The 15,319-nt window shown below is 73.3% G+C and carries 20 protein-coding genes; 7 read left to right on the forward strand and 13 right to left on the reverse strand.

Annotation, left to right across the window (positions count from 1 at the left end):
- Positions 1-3: 3 nt before the first annotated feature.
- Positions 4-498, forward strand: coding sequence for a DUF2231 domain-containing protein (locus FB388_RS27565; RefSeq protein WP_142105037.1), 495 nt, complete (start codon positions 4-6; stop codon positions 496-498).
- Here FB388_RS27565 and FB388_RS27570 read toward each other — a convergent pair whose 3' ends face one another.
- The 5 genes from FB388_RS27570 to FB388_RS27590 are packed head-to-tail and all read right to left on the reverse strand — an operon-like array spanning position 499 to position 3,574.
- Entirely contained in the window at positions 499-1,287 is a 789-nt protein-coding gene (locus FB388_RS27570) for an MBL fold metallo-hydrolase (protein WP_142105038.1), read from the reverse strand. It abuts the gene before it with no gap.
- A gap of 10 nt (positions 1,288-1,297) precedes the next feature.
- On the reverse strand, positions 1,298-1,699 hold the full coding sequence (locus FB388_RS27575) for a hypothetical protein (protein ID WP_142105039.1): 402 nt from the start codon (positions 1,697-1,699) through the stop codon (positions 1,298-1,300).
- Positions 1,692-2,054, reverse strand: a complete 363-nt coding sequence (locus tag FB388_RS27580; protein WP_142105040.1) for a hypothetical protein — start codon at positions 2,052-2,054, stop codon at positions 1,692-1,694. The genes FB388_RS27575 and FB388_RS27580 overlap by 8 nt, the downstream gene beginning before the upstream one ends.
- Positions 2,055-2,104: 50 nt before the next feature.
- A complete protein-coding gene (murI, locus tag FB388_RS27585; protein ID WP_142105041.1) occupies positions 2,105-2,944 on the reverse strand; it encodes a glutamate racemase in 840 nt (279 codons plus the stop codon).
- Between the two features lie 9 nt (positions 2,945-2,953).
- Positions 2,954-3,574: a rhomboid family intramembrane serine protease gene (locus FB388_RS27590; protein WP_142105042.1), complete on the reverse strand. Its 621-nt coding sequence runs from the start codon at positions 3,572-3,574 to the stop codon at positions 2,954-2,956.
- Between the two features lie 137 nt (positions 3,575-3,711).
- On the opposite strand from FB388_RS27590, the gene FB388_RS27595 reads away from it, so the two are divergent.
- A complete protein-coding gene (locus FB388_RS27595) occupies positions 3,712-4,377 on the forward strand; it encodes a hypothetical protein (RefSeq protein WP_142105043.1) in 666 nt (221 codons plus the stop codon).
- Positions 4,378-4,387: 10 nt separating this feature from the next.
- Here the strand turns inward: FB388_RS27595 and FB388_RS27600 are convergent, their stop codons facing one another.
- Genes FB388_RS27600 through FB388_RS27610 form a run of 3 tightly spaced genes read right to left on the reverse strand, consistent with a single transcriptional unit; the run spans position 4,388 to position 6,141 of the window.
- Entirely contained in the window at positions 4,388-5,338 is a 951-nt protein-coding gene (locus FB388_RS27600) for a PLP-dependent cysteine synthase family protein (protein ID WP_142105044.1), read from the reverse strand.
- A 19-nt stretch (positions 5,339-5,357) separates the two neighbouring features.
- On the reverse strand, positions 5,358-5,636 hold the full coding sequence (locus FB388_RS27605; protein ID WP_142105045.1) for a MoaD/ThiS family protein: 279 nt from the start codon (positions 5,634-5,636) through the stop codon (positions 5,358-5,360).
- A 49-nt stretch (positions 5,637-5,685) separates the two neighbouring features.
- Positions 5,686-6,141: a M67 family metallopeptidase gene (locus tag FB388_RS27610; RefSeq protein WP_211362389.1), complete on the reverse strand. Its 456-nt coding sequence runs from the start codon at positions 6,139-6,141 to the stop codon at positions 5,686-5,688.
- A gap of 76 nt (positions 6,142-6,217) precedes the next feature.
- Here FB388_RS27610 and FB388_RS40580 point away from each other — a divergent pair, with 76 nt between their 5' ends.
- The gene (locus FB388_RS40580; protein WP_246122461.1) at positions 6,218-6,496 is read left to right on the forward strand and encodes an Rdx family protein; all 279 of its coding nucleotides are present in this window, start codon (positions 6,218-6,220) and stop codon (positions 6,494-6,496) included.
- 13 nt (positions 6,497-6,509) lie between these two features.
- On the opposite strand, the gene FB388_RS27620 is transcribed toward FB388_RS40580, so the two are convergent.
- Both FB388_RS27620 and clpS read right to left on the reverse strand, forming a co-directional pair.
- Positions 6,510-7,064, reverse strand: a complete 555-nt coding sequence (locus tag FB388_RS27620) for a DUF2017 domain-containing protein (protein ID WP_142105047.1) — start codon at positions 7,062-7,064, stop codon at positions 6,510-6,512.
- Entirely contained in the window at positions 7,061-7,357 is a 297-nt protein-coding gene (gene clpS / locus FB388_RS27625; protein WP_142106335.1) for an ATP-dependent Clp protease adapter ClpS, read from the reverse strand. Before clpS ends, FB388_RS27620 begins: the two co-directional genes overlap by 4 nt.
- A gap of 57 nt (positions 7,358-7,414) precedes the next feature.
- Here clpS and FB388_RS27630 point away from each other — a divergent pair, with 57 nt between their 5' ends.
- Together FB388_RS27630 and FB388_RS27635 are read left to right on the forward strand one after the other, a co-directional pair.
- Positions 7,415-8,716 (forward strand): nicotinate phosphoribosyltransferase, encoded by a 1,302-nt coding sequence (locus FB388_RS27630; RefSeq protein WP_142105048.1) that lies wholly within the window; start codon positions 7,415-7,417, stop codon positions 8,714-8,716.
- 2 nt (positions 8,717-8,718) lie between these two features.
- Positions 8,719-9,267, forward strand: coding sequence for a nicotinamidase (locus FB388_RS27635; protein WP_142105049.1), 549 nt, complete (start codon positions 8,719-8,721; stop codon positions 9,265-9,267).
- Positions 9,268-9,348: 81 nt separating this feature from the next.
- Here FB388_RS27635 and FB388_RS27640 read toward each other — a convergent pair whose 3' ends face one another.
- Positions 9,349-10,221 carry an acyl-CoA thioesterase gene (locus tag FB388_RS27640; RefSeq protein WP_170225854.1) on the reverse strand — a complete coding sequence of 291 codons (873 nt, stop codon included), beginning with the start codon at positions 10,219-10,221 and terminating at the stop codon, positions 9,349-9,351.
- A gap of 127 nt (positions 10,222-10,348) precedes the next feature.
- Here FB388_RS27640 and FB388_RS27645 point away from each other — a divergent pair, with 127 nt between their 5' ends.
- Positions 10,349-12,364 (forward strand): ATP-dependent DNA helicase, encoded by a 2,016-nt coding sequence (locus FB388_RS27645; RefSeq protein WP_142105051.1) that lies wholly within the window; start codon positions 10,349-10,351, stop codon positions 12,362-12,364.
- Here the strand turns inward: FB388_RS27645 and FB388_RS27650 are convergent, their stop codons facing one another.
- Complete coding sequence (locus tag FB388_RS27650; protein ID WP_142105052.1) at positions 12,365-12,793, reverse strand: MarR family winged helix-turn-helix transcriptional regulator; 429 nt, start codon at positions 12,791-12,793, stop codon at positions 12,365-12,367. It lies immediately after the preceding gene.
- 78 nt (positions 12,794-12,871) lie between these two features.
- Here FB388_RS27650 and FB388_RS27655 point away from each other — a divergent pair, with 78 nt between their 5' ends.
- Entirely contained in the window at positions 12,872-13,804 is a 933-nt protein-coding gene (locus FB388_RS27655; protein WP_142105053.1) for an SDR family NAD(P)-dependent oxidoreductase, read from the forward strand.
- A gap of 749 nt (positions 13,805-14,553) precedes the next feature.
- Here the strand turns inward: FB388_RS27655 and FB388_RS27660 are convergent.
- Positions 14,554-15,285 carry a peptidyl-tRNA hydrolase gene (locus tag FB388_RS27660; RefSeq protein ID WP_425468575.1) on the reverse strand — a complete coding sequence of 244 codons (732 nt, stop codon included), beginning with the start codon at positions 15,283-15,285 and terminating at the stop codon, positions 14,554-14,556.
- Positions 15,286-15,319: the final 34 nt, after the last annotated feature.

Raw genomic sequence — 15,319 nt, forward strand, 5'->3', positions numbered from 1 at the left:
GACATGTGGGTCATCGACGGCATCCCGCTGCACCCGCTCGTCGTGCACGCGGTCGTCGTGCTCCTGCCGCTCGCGGCGCTGGGTGCGGTCGTCATCGCGGTGCGACGCTCGTGGCGGCGCTCGCTCGGCATCCCGGTGCTGCTCATGGCGCTGGCCGGGGTCGCGGCGGTCCCGATGGCCGCCACCACGGGCACCCAGCTGCGGGCCGCGCTGGACGTGGACAACCCGTTGCTCGACGTGCACGAGCAGCGCGCCTCGTGGCTGCTGCCGATCGCCCTCGTGTTCCTCGTGCTCCTGGCCGCCGCCGTGTTCACCGAGATGGCGGCCGTGCGCGCCGAGGTCGGGGCGCACGCCGCTCAGCCGGCCGGCCCCACCCGCCGCCGCGTGACCACCGGGCTGTCGGTGCTCGCCGCGCTGGCGGGCGTCGCCGTCACCGCCGTCGTCGCGTGGGTCGGCCACGCGGGCTCGGTCGTGGTGTGGCAGGGCATCGGCCAGTAGTCAGATGTCGTAGGCGGCGTCGGGCGCCACCAGCTCGACCGGCCCGTCGAAGGCCGCCTTGGCCTCGGCCAGCAGTTCGTCCCCGTCGAACCAGCTCGGCACGTGGGTGATGAGCAGGCGCCCGACCCCGGCCGCCGCGGCGTGCTCGCCGGCCTGCCGTCCCGACAGGTGCACCCCGGTGGGCGGTTCGTCTCCCCACTGCGGCATGACGTGCGGCCACGTGGCCTCGCACAGCAGCACGTCGGCGCCTCGGGCGAGCTCCACGAGCGCCGTGCACGGACCGGTGTCGCCGCTGTAGACGAGGCTCTTCCCGCCCACGTCGATCCGCAGGCCGTACGCCTCGCAGAGGTGGTCGACGCGGCGGGCCGTGAGCGTGGCGGCCCCAACGCCGGACATCCCGCCGTCGGCGAGCGCGTGGAACGTGAACACGTCGGTGAGGTCGGTCTCGGCCCGCTCGGCGGCCGAGGGGGCGTACGCGGCGGCGAACCGGTCGGGCGCCTCGGCCGGGGCGTGCACCGGCAGCGGGCGCGCGGCGGGGTCGTACGGCGGGCGCGGGTGGTAGCGGCGGTGCACCACGAGCGATGTGAAGTCGGCGCAGTGGTCCGGGTGCAGGTGGGAGAAGGCGACGGCGTCGAGCTCCCACGGGTCGAGGTGGCGCTGCAGGGCGCCGAACGTGCCGTTGCCCAGGTCGAGCACGAGCCGTGCGTCCCCGGTGTCGACGAGGTAGCCGGATGCCGGCGCGTCGGGCCCCGGCCCGCTGCCCGAGCACCCGAGCACGATCAGCCGCATGCGGCGAACGTTAACGCGCGCGTGTGTGCCGCAGCCACCACAGCCCGATGAGGGGGAGCACGAGCGGCACGAAGCCGTAGCCGCGCCCGTACCCGGACCAGACGGTGTCGTCGGGGAAGTCGCCGCTGTCGAACACGGTGAGCGTTCCGACGGCGAGCACGCCGACGAGCTCGAACACCACGGCTCCCCATGCGAGCCGGCGGGCGGCGGGCCCGTGACCGGCGAGCCCGATCGTGGCGAGGATGTAGACGACACCGGCGAGCGCCGACAGCAGGTACGGCACGGGCGCCTCGCCGAACCGGGTGGCGATCTGCACGCCTGCGCGCGCCGTGGCCGAGAGCGCGAACACCCCGTACACGGCGATCAGCACCCGGCCCGGGCCGGACGACGTGGCGCGCGCGGCCTCAGGCACCGGGCACCCAGAGCCCCTGCAGCCGCCAGACCGCGACGGCCGTGGCGATCGCCCCCACCGCGACGACCGCCCCGCCCCACCGCGTCGGCTCGGCGGTGGCGAACTGCGTGGCGATGGGGAGCACGCACACGGACACGACGAGGTAGATGAGGAACGTGCTGGTTTCGGGCAGCGCGGTACCGGAGAAGACCTGCACCGCACCGATCGCGGCCTGCAGCAGGAGCAGCGCGACCACGGCGCCCGCCGCGCGCTTGGTCCACACGTCCGGGGGCCGGTTCAGCACGGTGAGGACAACGCCGTAGACCGCCAGCGCCACGAGCGCGACCAGGACCACGACGACGAGAGCGCCGATCACGCCGCGACGCTACCCGAGCCGAGCAATCCGACGAGCGGCGCGTTCGTCGCCTAGGTTCCGACGAACGCGCCGCTCGTCGGAAGGGTGTGGAGGCCTGCGACCGCGCCGATCTCGGGACCCAGGAAGCGGCGGCCCAGTCGGCGGAACGGCTCCGGGTCGCCCGTGGCGAGGAAGCGGTGTGCAGCGGGCGGCGGGCCGGCGGGGTCGCGGGCGAGGTCGTGCTCCATGAGCACGCGCACGACGTCCTTGGCCGTCTCGTCCGCGCTGGAGACGAGCGTGACGTCCGGCCCGGCCACGATCTGGAGCACGCCTGCGAGCAGCGGGTAGTGCGTGCAGCCGAGCACCAGCGTGTCGATCCGCGCCCGCTGCAGCGGCTCCAGGTAGCTCTGCGCGAGCCCGAGCACCTGGCGGCCGCTGGTCATGCCGCGCTCGACGAAGTCGACGAACCGCGGGCACGCGACTGCCGTGACCTCCGCGCCGGGCGCGGCGGCGAAGGCGTCCTGGTAGGCGCCCGATGCGATCGTCGCGCTGGTGCCGATCACGCCGATCCGCCCGCTGCGGGTGGTGGCGACGGCCCGGCGCACCGCCGGCCGCAGCACCTCCACGACCGGCACCGGGTAGCGCTCCCGGATGTCGGGCAGGCACGCCGCGGTGGCGGTGTTGCAGGCGACGACGAGCGCCTTGACGCCCTGTTCCATGAGCGCGTCACCGACGGCCAGCGCGTGCCGGCGCACGTCGGCGATCCGCAGCGGCCCGTACGGCCCGTGCGCGGTGTCACCGACGTACACGACCTGCTCGGCGGGCAGCTGGTCGATCACCGACCTCGCCACGGTGAGGCCACCGACGCCGGAGTCGAAGATGCCGATCGGGGCGTCGGGACCGGGGGGCACGCGGCGAGTTTAGGCGCCGCGCACCGCGCGACGGTCGGCGCGGGCGGCGAGCCGGGCCGCCAGCAGCCCGGCGAGCGCGCCGAACAGGTGGGCCTGCCACGAGATGCCCGGCTGCCCGGGCAGCACGCCGAACAGGATCCCGCCCCACACGAGGAAGAGCCCCACCGCCATGAGGATCTGCAGGCCGCTGCGGGCGAAGAAGCCGCGCGTGAGCAGGAAGACCAGCCAGCCGAAGATCAACCCGGAGGCCCCGATGTGGAAGCCGGAGCCGTAGCCGCCGGTGAGCCACACCCCGAGCCCGCCCAGGATCCAGATCATGGCGGTCACCACCACGAACTGCCGGACACCTCCGGCCATGGCCAGGAACCCGAGCACGAGGAACGGCACCGTGTTGGCGGCCAGGTGGCCCCAGTCGGCGTGCAGCAGCGGGGCGAACAGCACGCCGTCGAGCCCGTCGGCCTCGAGCGGCTCGATGCCGTAGTTCCGATCGAGCACGTGGCCGCTGACGACGTCGAACGCCTCGACGACGTACAGCCCGGCCGTGAACAGCAGCATGAACAGTGCCGAGGTGACCGGGTTGCGCGGCAGCACGCGGGCGGTCCGGCGGGGGGCGGGCGCAGGGGCGGCCATGCCACCGAGGTTACGCAGGCCGAGGCGCTCGGACGAAGCTGTGACCCACGTCACCGTGAGCAACCGGAAGATCATCCCTGCCGTCATCCGATCGGGGCTGCGGCGTGCGGCTCCGGTGGTCGATCGGGGGACCTCTCATGAACCACGCGATGCGTGCACTCGCCGCCGCGGCGGTGGCCGCAGCGGCACTCCTCCTCGTTCCCGGCGTCGCCGCCGCCCGCGAGCAGGCCGCCCTGGTGAGCACCGACGCCGACGTCGACGGGGACGGCCTCGCGGAGCCGGTGACGCTCCGGCAGCTCTCGCCGGGCACGCAGTTGCTGCGCATCGACCTGCCCAGCGGGTACGTCGAGGACCAGGTGCACGGCCTCGACGGCGCGGAGCTGCCGCTGGTCGTGCCGTCCGTGGTGGACGTCAACGGCGACGGGCGCGATGAGCTGGTCCTCACCCTCGCCCTCGGCGTCAACACCACGACGTTCGAGGTGTGGGGTTTCGACGACGACCGCCTGCACGCGCTCACCACCGAGGACCGCGCACCGTGGCGCCTCCACTCGGGCGGCGGGCAGTCCGCGATCGCCGAGTACGGGTGCGTCCCGGGGACGCCGGGGCGCCGGCTGCGCACCGTGCGGGCCGTCATCGACAACGGCGCAACCCGCGACGGAACGCCCCGCTACGACGGCGAGGTGGTGACCTACACCGTCGACGGCGGGGTCGCGCACCCGGCGGCGACCGACCACCTGGAGAACGTGACGCGTGAGGACCCGCGGGCGCAGGCCGACCCGGCGACCTGCGCGACCGTGGGCTGATGCGCGCGGCTCACGCCCAGAGGTGTCCGTCGATCCCCTCGGCCGCCTCGTCGAGCTCACCCGCGTAGGCGCCGGTGGACAGGTACTTCCACCCTCCGTCCGCGATGATGATCACGATGTCGGCGCTCTCCCCCGCCCCCGCCGCCTTCTCCGCGACGGCGAGCGCGGCGTGCAGGATCCCGCCGCTGGAGATGCCGGCGAAGATGCCCTCCTGCTCCACGAGCTGGCGGGTGCGGCGCAGGGCGTCGCGGCTGCCGACGGAGTAGCGGGCGGTGAGCACCTCGGGGTCGTACAGCTCCGGGACGAAGCCCTCGTCGAGGTTGCGCAGGCCGTACACCAGCTCGCCGTAGCGCGGCTCGGCCGCGACGATCTGGATGTCCGGCTTGTGCTCGCGCAGGTAGCGGCCGGTGCCGACGAGCGTGCCGGTGGTGCCGAGCCCGGCGACGAAGTGGGTGACCGTCGGCAGGTCGCGCAGGATCTCCGGGCCGGTGGTGCGGTAGTGCGCGTCGGCGTTGGCGGGGTTGCCGTACTGGTAGAGCATCACCCAGTCCGGGTGCTCGGCCGCCAGCTCCTTCGCCATCGCGACGGCCTGGTTGGAGCCGCCGGCCGCGGGCGAGGAGATGATCCGCGCGCCGTACATCTCGAGCAGCTGGCGCCGTTCGAGCGACGTGTTCTCCGGCATCACGCAGACCAGCTGGTAGCCCTTGAGCTTGCAGGCCATCGCGAGCGAGATGCCGGTGTTGCCGGAGGTCGGCTCCAGCACGGTGCAGCCGGGCTCCAGCAGCCCGTCCGCCTCGGCCTTCTCGATCATCGCGAGGGCGGGCCGGTCCTTGATCGAGCCGGTGGGGTTGCGGTCCTCCAGCTTCGCCCACAGCCGCACGTGCGGAGCGGGCGACAGCGACGGCAGGCCGACCAGCGGGGTGTCGCCGACCGCTTGCAGCAGGGAGTCGTACCGTGCCATGACGCCTCCTGGCGAAGGACTAGCGCATGCCGCCGGCGACCGCGGGCAGGATCGTGACGGTGGAGTTCTCCCCCACCGGCGCCTCGAGCCCGCCGGCGAAGCGGACGTCCTCGTCGTCGACGTAGATGTTGACGAAGCGGTGCAGGTTCCCGTTGTTCACCAGGCGCTTGGCGATGCCGCTGTGGCGGGAGTCGAGGTCGTCGATCACCTCGGCGACGGTGCTCCCCTTCGCCTCGACGGCCTTCTCGCCGCCGGTGTGGGTGCGCAGGATGGTCGGGATGGACACGGTGACGGCCATGCTGGTGCTCCAGGTGGATCGGTCGTGGATCGGACGCGGCAGACGTCGATCAGGCGTGGTCCGGGACGTCGTCAGCGCCCGTGTGCGAGAACATGTAACTCTCCACGACCTCGACGTCTTCCTCGGTGACCACACCGTCCACGATCCGGAACGACCGGAACTCGTGCGTGGCGGGCTCGCGCGTCGACACGAGCACGTAATGCGCCTCCGGTTCGGAGGCGTATGAGATGTCGGTGCGCGACGGGTAGGCCTCCGTTGCCGTGTGCGAGTGGTAGATCACCACGGGCACCTCGCCACGCGAGTCCATGTCGCGGTAGAGCCGCAGCAGGTCGCCCGAGTCGAACTCGTAGAACGTGGGCGAGCGGGCAGCGTTGAGCATCGGGATGAAGCGCTCCGGCCGGTCCGATCCCTCGGGACCGGCGATGACCCCGCACGCCTCGTCGGGGTGGTCCCGGCGGGCGTGGGCCACGATCTCGTCCACGAGATCGGCTCGGATCACCAGCACGCCGTCCAGACTACGTTCCGGATCCGGCCGGGTGCACATCCCTGGACGCGGCTCACACCTCTGCCAGACTCGCCGGGTGCCCGCACCCCGCCTCGAGATCACCTACTGCACGCAGTGCCGCTGGCTGCTCCGCGCCGGATGGACGGCTCAGGAGCTGCTCACGACGTTCCCGGCCGACCTCGGCGAGGTCGCGCTGGTGCCCGGAACCGGCGGCGTCTTCCAGGTGCGGCTCGACGACGACGTGCTGTGGGACCGCGCCGCCGAGGGCGGCTTCCCGGAGCTCGCCCAGCTCAAGCAGCTCGTGCGCGACCGGGTGGCACCCGACCGCAGCCTCGGCCACTCCGACCGGCGTTGACCGGGAGGGCCCGTCAGCGACGCACCTGCATGCGCGTCTGCACCAGGGAGTCCTGCACGTACGTGAGCCAGTGGTAGACGCCGAGGTGAGCGGCCCGCGGGTCGTCGAGGGGCAGGTCCTCCGGCATGTCCTCGCTGACGTCGAGCGCGGTGCCGAGCGCGAGGCGCACGTCGTTCAGCGCCATCATCCAGGTGTCGGCCTGCTCGGGCGTGAGCTCGACGCGGCCCCCGGCCTCGGGGAGGGTGTCGAGCACCAGCGCGGCCGCGGCGTCCTTGGCCTCGATCAGCTCGGGCTCGTGCAGTGAGCGCATGCCCGCGGAGAGGTCGGGGTCGTCGGGCGAGAAGTCGGGGAGCAGGCGGGCGAGCACCCGGTCGTCGGGGCGGGTGGACGGGCCCGTGCGCATCCCGGTGAGCACCGCCAGCTCGTCGGCGGGGTTGTCGGCGGAGCGGCCGGCGAGCATCTGCCGGACCTCTCCCACCAGCCCGCGCAGGACGGCGGCCTCCTGGGCGTCGAAGGTGCTCGCGAGCCGCGTCTTGCCGCCGCGCCCCGCCTTCTTCCAGCCGTTCATGACTTCTGCATCGTGGCCCAGAGACCCGCGGCGTGCAGCTTCGCGACGTCTGCCTCGATCTTGTCCTTGTCCCCTGACGACACCGCGGCCTTGCCCTTGTGGTGCACGTCGAGCATCAGCGCGGTGGCCTTGGACTCGGGGTAACCGAACAGCTTCTGGAACACGTAGGTGACGTATGACATCAGGTTGACGGGATCGTTCCAGACGATCGCCTGCCAGGGGACGTCCGCCGACGAGTCCTCGAAGAGGTCCGGCTCCACCTGGCGCGTGGGTACGGGTAGCGGGGCGGCCATGTTCTCCATGGTGACACCTCGCCCGTTCTGCCCGCACGGCACATAGGCTCTCGATCCATGACTGGCAGTCCGTCGTCGGCCGGGGTGTCCACCGCCCTGTTCACCGACCGGTACGAGCTGACCATGGCGGCCACCGCGCTCGCCGACGGCACCGCGCACCGGCACTGCGTGTTCGAGGTGTTCGCGCGCCGGCTGCCCGAGGGACGCCGCTACGGCGTCGTCGCGGGCACCGGCCGCCTGCTGGAGTCGATCGAGCGGTTCCGGTTCGGCGAGCAGGAGCTCGCGATGCTGGACGGCATCGTGGACGACGACACGTTGTCCTGGCTGGCCGACTACCGCTTCTCCGGTGACATCGACGGCTACCCCGAGGGTGAGCTGTACTTCCCGGGGTCGCCGATCCTCACCGTCACCGGCACGTTCGTCGACGCGGTGCTGCTCGAGACGCTCGTGCTGTCGATCCTCAACCACGACAGCGCAGTCGCATCGGCCGCGGCCCGGATGGTCACGGCGGCCGCCGGGCGACCCATCATCGAGATGGGGTCGCGGCGCACCCACGAGGCCGCGGCCGTGGCGTCCGCGCGGGCCACCTACCTCGCCGGGTTCGCCACCACCTCGAACCTGGAGGCGCAGCGCCGGCACGGCATCCCCACCGCCGGCACCGCCGCGCACGCGTGGGTGCTGCTGCACGACGACGAGCTGGCGGCGTTCACGAGCCAGGTGAAGGCGCTCGGGGCCGACACCACCCTGCTCGTCGACACCTACGACATCCGCCGCGGCGTGGAGCTGGCGGTCGAGGCCGCCGGCACCGGGCTCGGGGCGATCCGGATCGACTCCGGTGACCTCGGCGAGCTCGCCCGCCAGGCCCGCGACCAGCTCGACGCGCTGGGCGCCACCGACACGAAGATCGTGCTGTCCGGTGACCTCGACGAGTACGCGATCGCCTCGCTGCGCGCGGAGCCCGTCGACTCGTACGGCGTGGGCACCTCGGTCGTCACCGGCTCCGGCGCGCCGACCGCGGGGATGGTCTACAAGCTGGTTGAGGTCGACGGCAGGCCGGTCGCCAAGCGCAGCGAGTCGAAGGAGTCGCGGGGCGGGCGCAAGTCGGCGATCCGCCGCTACAAGCCGACGGGCACCGCGATCGAGGAGGTCGTGCACCAGGCCGAGAACCCGCCCGCGCTCGGCCCGCACGACCGGGTCGTCCCGATCCCGCTGGTCCGGGGCGGCGAGCAGGTGTCGGGCCTGCCCACCCTCGAGGAGTCCCGCGAGCACCTGCGCGCCGCACTGGTGTCCGTGCCGTGGGAGGGCCTCAAGCTCTCCCGCGGCGAGCCCGCCCTGCCCACCGTCTTCGAGGGGATGTGACGATGCGCGCGCTGATCGTCGTCGACGTGCAGAACGACTTCTGCGAGGGCGGCTCGCTGGCCGTCGCGGGCGGCGCGGCGGTGGCCGCCGCGATCTCGGGCCACCTGCGCACCGCCTCGTACGACCACGTGGTCGCCACACGCGACCACCACGTCGACCCGGGAGCCCACTTCTCGGCCGATCCCGACTTCGTCGACAGCTGGCCGCCGCACTGCCGCACGGGCACACCGGGAGCGTCGTTCCACCCGGAGCTGGACGTGGCCCCGATCGAGGCCGTGTTCAGCAAGGGCGAGCACGCCGCCGCCTACTCCGGGTTCGAGGGTGCCGAGCCAGGTGGGACGGGCCTCGCCGACTGGCTGCGCGCCCGCGGCGTGGACAGCGTCGACGTCGTCGGCATCGCCACCGACCACTGCGTGCGCGCCACGGCGCTGGACGCCGCGAAGGCGGGCTTCACGACGAAGGTGCTCCTGGACCTGTGCGCCGGGGTGGCCCCGGAGACGACGGACCGCGCCCTGAAGGAGATGCAAGCAGCGGGCGTGCAGGTGGCCTGAGCGAACTTCACAGACCCGGTCCCCGCTTCACACAGGGCGGGCCCTGTGTGAAGCGGGGAGGCGGTCTGTGAAGTGGCGCGTTCAGACCTGCCGCATCCGGAAGGGCTCCAGGAGGGTGCCCAGGTCGCCTACCACGCCCTGCTCGTCCAGCACGCGGTGAGCGCCCACGGCGTCGGCCAGTCCGATGCAGCGGGGGCCGTCGAACAGGCCGCAGGCGTAGCGGGCGGTGGTGTCGTCGAGGTCCACCACACCGACCCGGAGCTGGTAGATGCCGGGGTAGTGCACCTCGTCCAGGTACTGCACCGACAGTGTGCTCGGCGCGAGGCCGTCGAGCGGCCCGCCCGTCGGGTAGCCGAGCACGTCGAGGTGCAGCTCGGCGAGGCCGTCGAGGTACCAGCCGGCGAGCCGGACGTTGTTGACGTGGCGGTTGGTGTCGAGGTCGCCGAAGCGGGTGCGCACGTCGAGCCGGAACGGGTAGGCCTCGCGCACGCGGCGGGCCGGGTCGATCTCGGGGCGTTCGACGCGCGGGCCGCCGACCCGCAGCTCCTCGAGCGCTGCGCGGACGGGCGCCGGCAGCGGGGCGGGGCGCCCGCCGGAGGAGTGGACGCTGACCGACTCGCCGGTGGCCACGCACTCGTCGTCGGCGAAGACGCCGTAGGAGTACGCGAAGGACGACGTGCCGATGTGCGTCACGGCGAGGCCGATGCGGTAGCTGCGGGTGACGCGCAGCGGAGCGAGCACGTCGACGCGCACGGAGGCGAGCAGCAGGCGCATGCGGCCGGTCAGGTCGGCGCCGAAGCGGGTGCGCTCCACGGCGACACGGGCGTCCTCGAACCACCGCACGAGCGCGTCCCGGCCGATGCGACGGCTCGGGTCCAGATCGCTGTAGCGGGCGTCGTGCTCGAGCAGCACGGGGTAGGACGTCGGGGGGAGCAGAACTTGCGTCGATGTCACCCCGCCCATGATGGCGCGGTGATCGTGACGGCGGGTTACGCGAAGTTGTTCATCACGTGTGAGCCGTGCAACGGCGGATGGTGACGTTCCGCCCCGCGGTGTCAGGCGCGCCCGGTAACCTCGCCCGGTGCCTACCGCGACGAAACTGCCAGGAGTTGCGGAGCTACTCGAAGCGGCCGTCACCTCGGTAGGTGGCACTCGCCGCGAGGGTCAGGACGCGATGGCGCAGGCCGTGCGCAAGGCGCTCGTGAGCGGCGAGCACGTGGCCGTGCAGGCCGGCACGGGCACCGGCAAGTCGCTCGCCTACCTGGTGCCCGCCATCCACCACGCCGTCGGCAAGGGCGCCACGGTCGTCGTCTCCACGGCCACCATCGCGCTGCAGCGCCAGCTCGTCGACCGCGACCTGCCGCGCCTGGCCAAGGCGCTCAAGCCGTTGCTCGGCCGCGCGCCCACGTTCGCGATCCTCAAGGGCAGGCGCAACTACCTGTGCCTCAACAAGCTGCACGGGGGCGACGACACCGACCCGGCCGACGAGCTGTTCGACCCGTTCGCGATCTCGGCGATGGGGCGGGCGGTCAAGCGGATCCACGAGTGGGCCGACACCACCGAGACCGGCGACCGCGACGAGCTCGTGCCCGGCGTGCAGGACTCGGTGTGGCGCCAGGTGTCGGTCACCGCGCGCGAGTGCCTCGGGGCGGCGAAGTGCCCGGTGGGCGAGGACTGCTTCGCCGAGAAGGCCAGGGGCGTCGCCGGGCAGGCCGACATCGTCGTCACCAACCACGCCCTGCTCGCGATCGACGCCCTCGAAGGGCGGCCGGTGCTGCCCGAGCACGACGTCGTGGTCGTCGACGAGGCGCACGAGCTGGTCGACCGCGTCACTGGCGTGGCCACCGCCGAGCTCACCGCCGGGATGATCGGCGCCACCGCCCGGCGGCTCGGCAAGCTCGTCGACCAGGCCATCGCCGACCGGCTCGCCGAGGCGGGCGAGGGCCTCGGGTTCGTTCTGGACGACCTGCCGCCCGGGCGCTGGGAGTCGCTCCCCCGGGCCGCGGCGGGCGCCCTGTCCGCCGTCCGCGACGCCGCCGGATCCTGCAAGCAGGCGCTGGGCTCCGACCGCCGCGAGGACCCGGAGGTGGCCGCGGGCCGCAAGATCGCACAGGCGTCCCTCGACGAGGTGGCCGACACCGCGGTACGGCTGCTCGGCGCGTTCGACGAGGCCGACCCGGCGAAGCGGCACGACGTCGTGTGGCTCGCCGAGCAGGGCCCCGACGGCGCGCGCCACAAGTCGCTGCACGCGGCGCCGCTGTGGGTGGGCGGGCTGCTGCGGGAGCGGCTCTTCGGCCGCTCCACCGTGGTGCTGACGTCCGCCACGCTCGCGCTCGGCGGCAACTTCGACGCGTTGGCCCGGCAGTGGGGGCTCCCGCCGGAGAAGGCAGCGGAGAAGACCGACGACCCGGTGCCCGACCCCGACGCACCGCGGTGGTCCGGCCTCGACGTCGGCTCGCCGTTCGCCCACGCCAAGAGCGGCATCCTCTACGTCGCCAAGCGGCTGCCGCCGCCGGGGCGCGACGGTCTGCCGCCGTCGTACCTGGACGAGATCGTCGGGCTCGTCGAGGCCGCAGGCGGTCGCACCCTCGGCCTGTTCTCCTCGATGCGGGCGGCCAAGCAGGCCACCGAGGCGCTGCGCGGCCGGCTGGACACGCCGCTCCTGTGCCAGGGCGAGGACTCCACCATGCAGCTGGTGGAGAAGTTCGCCGCCGACGAGGCCACCTCGCTCTTCGGCACGCTGTCGCTGTGGCAGGGCGTCGACGTGCCGGGCCCTTCGCTGTCGTGCGTGATCATCGACCGGATCCCGTTCCCGCGCCCGGACGACCCGCTCGTCGCGGCCCGCCAGCGCGCCACCGACGCCCGCGGCGGCAACGGCTTCCTGTCGGTGTCGGCCACCCACGCGGCGCTGCTGCTCGCCCAGGGTGCGGGGCGGCTGCTGCGCGGCATGGACGACCGCGGCGTAGTCGCGATCCTCGACTCGCGGCTGGCCACGGCCCGCTACGGCGGGTTCCTCCGGGCGAGCCTGCCCCCGTTCTGGGCCACCGACGACCGGGAGAAGGTGCACGCAGCGCTGCGCCGGCTGCGGGGAGCCTGATCAGCCCTTCCGGTCCGCCAGCGCGACGGCCAGCAGCTCCTGCAGCTGCCGCTGCTGCTCCCCGTCGAGCGCGGCGAGCGGGGGGCGCTGCTGCACGTGGTCGAGCAGCTTGCGGCGCGCCGCCACACCGGCGGGGGTGAGCACGAGCGTGCGGACGCGCCCGTCGGCGGGGTGCGGGCGGCGCTCGGCGAGGCCCTTCTTCTCCAGCTGGTCGCTGAGCAACGTGACGTTGGACGGGTCGCAGCGCAACCGCTCGGCCACCTGTCGCAGCGGCACCGGGTCGGCGTCGGGGTCGAGCACCCAGACGAGGTGGGCGACCGACTCGCTCAGTCCGAGCTCGCGGACGGCCGCCTTGAGCTCCTGCACGATCGCCATGGCCACGGCCATCACCTGCTCGACGAGCGCGGGAGTGGTCTTGGCACCAGACACGATCACAGCGTAACCCCTTGACAATCTCTTTGAGTAGCTCAAGCATACCGTTGAGCTACTCAAGGATGGGGGGATCCTGTGAGCACCTGGGATCTGCGCGACGTCCCGGATCAGCAGGGCCGCCGCGTCGTCGTCACCGGAGCGAGCAGCGGCCTCGGACTCGTCGTCGCCCGTGAGCTGGCGAAGCGCGGAGCACGGGTGGTGATGGCGGTGCGCGACGTCGCCAAGGCCGGCCGGCACCGCGCCGAGCTGCTGTCCGAGCACCGGGCGGCCACCGTGGACGTCCTGCCGCTCGACCTGCTCGACCCGGCGTCCATCCGGGAGTTCGCCGCCGCCGTCACGGCCGAGCCGGTCGACGCGCTGCTCAACGTGGCCGGCATCGCCGGCACCCCGCTGCGGCACAACGCGCAGGGCTGGGAGAGCCAGTTCGCGACCAACCACCTCGGGCACTTCGCCCTCACCACGCTCCTGCTCGACGCCCTCGACCGCGGGTGGGAGCCGCGCGTGGTCACGGTGGCGTCGGCGGTGTACCGCTACGGGAAGCTCGACCTGGACGGTGCCGACCACCTGACCGGCGGACGGCGCTACTCCCCCATGCGCGCCTACGCGCGCTCCAAGCTCGCCAACATGCTGTTCGGGCTCGAACTCGACCGCAGGCTGCGCGCCACGTCCTCCCCGGTCCGCAGCGTGCTCGCCCACCCCGGCATGGCCAGTACGCCGATGAACACCAACCGCTGCCACACGCTGCTCGACCACCTCATCGCGCCGGTCGCCACCGTCGTGGCCCGCGCCCCGGAGGACGCTGCCCTCCCTATCCTGTACGCCGCCACGGTGCCGGAGCTCGAGGGCGGGACGTTCGTCGGACCGCACACCGAGTTCCGCGGCCCGATGCGCGTCACCCGCCGCCCGGTGCGCCCGCCCGCCGACGACCGGGACCTCGCCGAACGCCTGTGGGCGGTGTCCGAGGAGCTCACCGGTATGCGCTCGGCGATGCTCTCGCGGGCCTGTTAGCGCCGGCGCCCCAACGCCCCTCCGGGTGGTCGAGTAGGGACGGCGCCCCAGCGCCGGCCGGTATCGAGACCACCAGGCCGTCTCCTACCAGGCCTTCAGCGGTGGCACGCCCGGTCCTGGCAACCTCCCACCAGGCCTTCAGTGGCGCCGCGCATCGTGCCGGGGCCGCCCTCACGCCTCAAGGGCGCTCCGCGTCGCTCCGCGATCGCTACGCGACCCTTGACCCGCGAGCCTCTGCGGCCCCTTTCGGGCCCGCTTCGCGGGCAGGCCACGGGCCTGCCCTTTCGGCGCGCGGCGCCACCGAAGGCGGTCTCCCGGGCATGATCGCCGTTTCGGCGCGTTCTCCGGCGGAGTTCGTCGGGAAATGCGCCCAACTGCCGATCATGCTCCCACCCACCCACTGGTCGGCCCGAGACGCACACCACGGCGGCCAACCAGGCCCTCATGTGCTGCTCGCACTGCTCTTCGCCGGCCACGCACCCCCTACTCGGCCCACGCTGCCCGTCGACGGGCAGCGTGACCTCACACGGGGTGCGCGAGCACGAACCGGGTGCGCGAGGGCACGCAGATCCGGCGACACCGGCCTCCTGGCGGCGCCGCGCACCCAGGAGGCCATAAGAAGGCAAGACCTTGGGGCAGGAGGACCTCGAGGCGGGAGGCCTTGACCGAGGAGGCCCGGCGCAACGTGGCGCTGTCTCGATACGCGCCGGCCCGGGGGGCCGGCGCTGCTCGAGCTCTGCGGAAGGTTGTCAGCCGGGGGTGGCGATGCAGGTGATCGTGCCGGGCGCCACCTCGGTGAACCCCGCGTCCCGGACGGCGACCGCCTCGCCGCGCCCGACCGCGGCGCACAGCTGCGCCCACCGGTCCGCGTCGGCGTCGCGCACCGCGAAGTGCGGCACTTCGACGAGGTCGTGGGCGGCGGCGTAGAGCATCGATGCGTGACCGACCTGCGCGGCCGCCTTGCCGACGGACAGGTCGAGGGCGGCGTTCACCCAGATCACCGGAACGCCCGGCGGTGGCGGGCCCGGCTCGTCGGGTTCCAGCTCGGTGCCGCCGATCTGCAGCCGCGAGACGACCCGGGGCACGTCGTCGACCGGTCCGGGAAGCAGCGCCCGCGCCTGCCCGCCGTCGACCTCCCACGTCACGCCCGGCAGCTCCTGCACGGCCGCCCAGTGCGCGCCACGCGCCCGGCGGGCGATCTTGCGGATCTGCGTGCCCACCCACACCGCGACGGTGTCGTGCCACTCGCCTCCCGGCTGCGAACGCGGATCCAGGCACACGGCCAGCGCCGCGGCGGCCGCGGCCTCCAGCACCGGCGTGCGGGCGGCAGGCGGGCGCTCCAGCCGCAGGATGATCGGCATCGCGCGCACGATGCCGTCCGACACCGGCGCTGCTCCCCGGGCGTAGCGGGCCGCGAGCGGCGCGAGCACACCAACGGCCGGCCGGTCGGCGAGTCCGGTCCCGGACAGTTCCTCGGTCACGCCCGGGACCAACGCATCCGCCCCTGCTCTGCTT

Origin of the sequence: Pseudonocardia cypriaca (assembly GCF_006717045.1) — a bacterium.
In the GTDB taxonomy this organism is placed as follows: domain Bacteria; phylum Actinomycetota; class Actinomycetes; order Mycobacteriales; family Pseudonocardiaceae; genus Pseudonocardia; species Pseudonocardia cypriaca.

Excerpts from the sequence above, each read along its gene's own strand:
- FB388_RS27570 (WP_142105038.1), bottom strand. The coding sequence starts at position 1,287 with ATGCGGCTGATCGTGCTCGGGTGCTCGGGCAGCGGGCCGGGGCCCGAC.
- FB388_RS27590 (WP_142105042.1), bottom strand. The coding sequence starts at position 3,574 with ATGGCCGCCCCTGCGCCCGCCCCCCGCCGGACCGCCCGCGTGCTGCCG.
- clpS (WP_142106335.1), bottom strand. The coding sequence starts at position 7,357 with ATGGCCGCCCCGCTACCCGTACCCACGCGCCAGGTGGAGCCGGACCTC.
- FB388_RS27620 (WP_142105047.1), bottom strand. The coding sequence starts at position 7,064 with ATGAACGGCTGGAAGAAGGCGGGGCGCGGCGGCAAGACGCGGCTCGCG.
- FB388_RS27600 (WP_142105044.1), bottom strand. The coding sequence starts at position 5,338 with ATGGCACGGTACGACTCCCTGCTGCAAGCGGTCGGCGACACCCCGCTG.
- FB388_RS27630 (WP_142105048.1), top strand. The coding sequence starts at position 7,415 with ATGACTGGCAGTCCGTCGTCGGCCGGGGTGTCCACCGCCCTGTTCACC.
- FB388_RS27605 (WP_142105045.1), bottom strand. The coding sequence starts at position 5,636 with ATGGCCGTCACCGTGTCCATCCCGACCATCCTGCGCACCCACACCGGC.
- FB388_RS27595 (WP_142105043.1), top strand. The coding sequence starts at position 3,712 with ATGAACCACGCGATGCGTGCACTCGCCGCCGCGGCGGTGGCCGCAGCG.
- FB388_RS27565 (WP_142105037.1), top strand. The coding sequence starts at position 4 with ATGTGGGTCATCGACGGCATCCCGCTGCACCCGCTCGTCGTGCACGCG.
- FB388_RS27635 (WP_142105049.1), top strand. The coding sequence starts at position 8,719 with ATGCGCGCGCTGATCGTCGTCGACGTGCAGAACGACTTCTGCGAGGGC.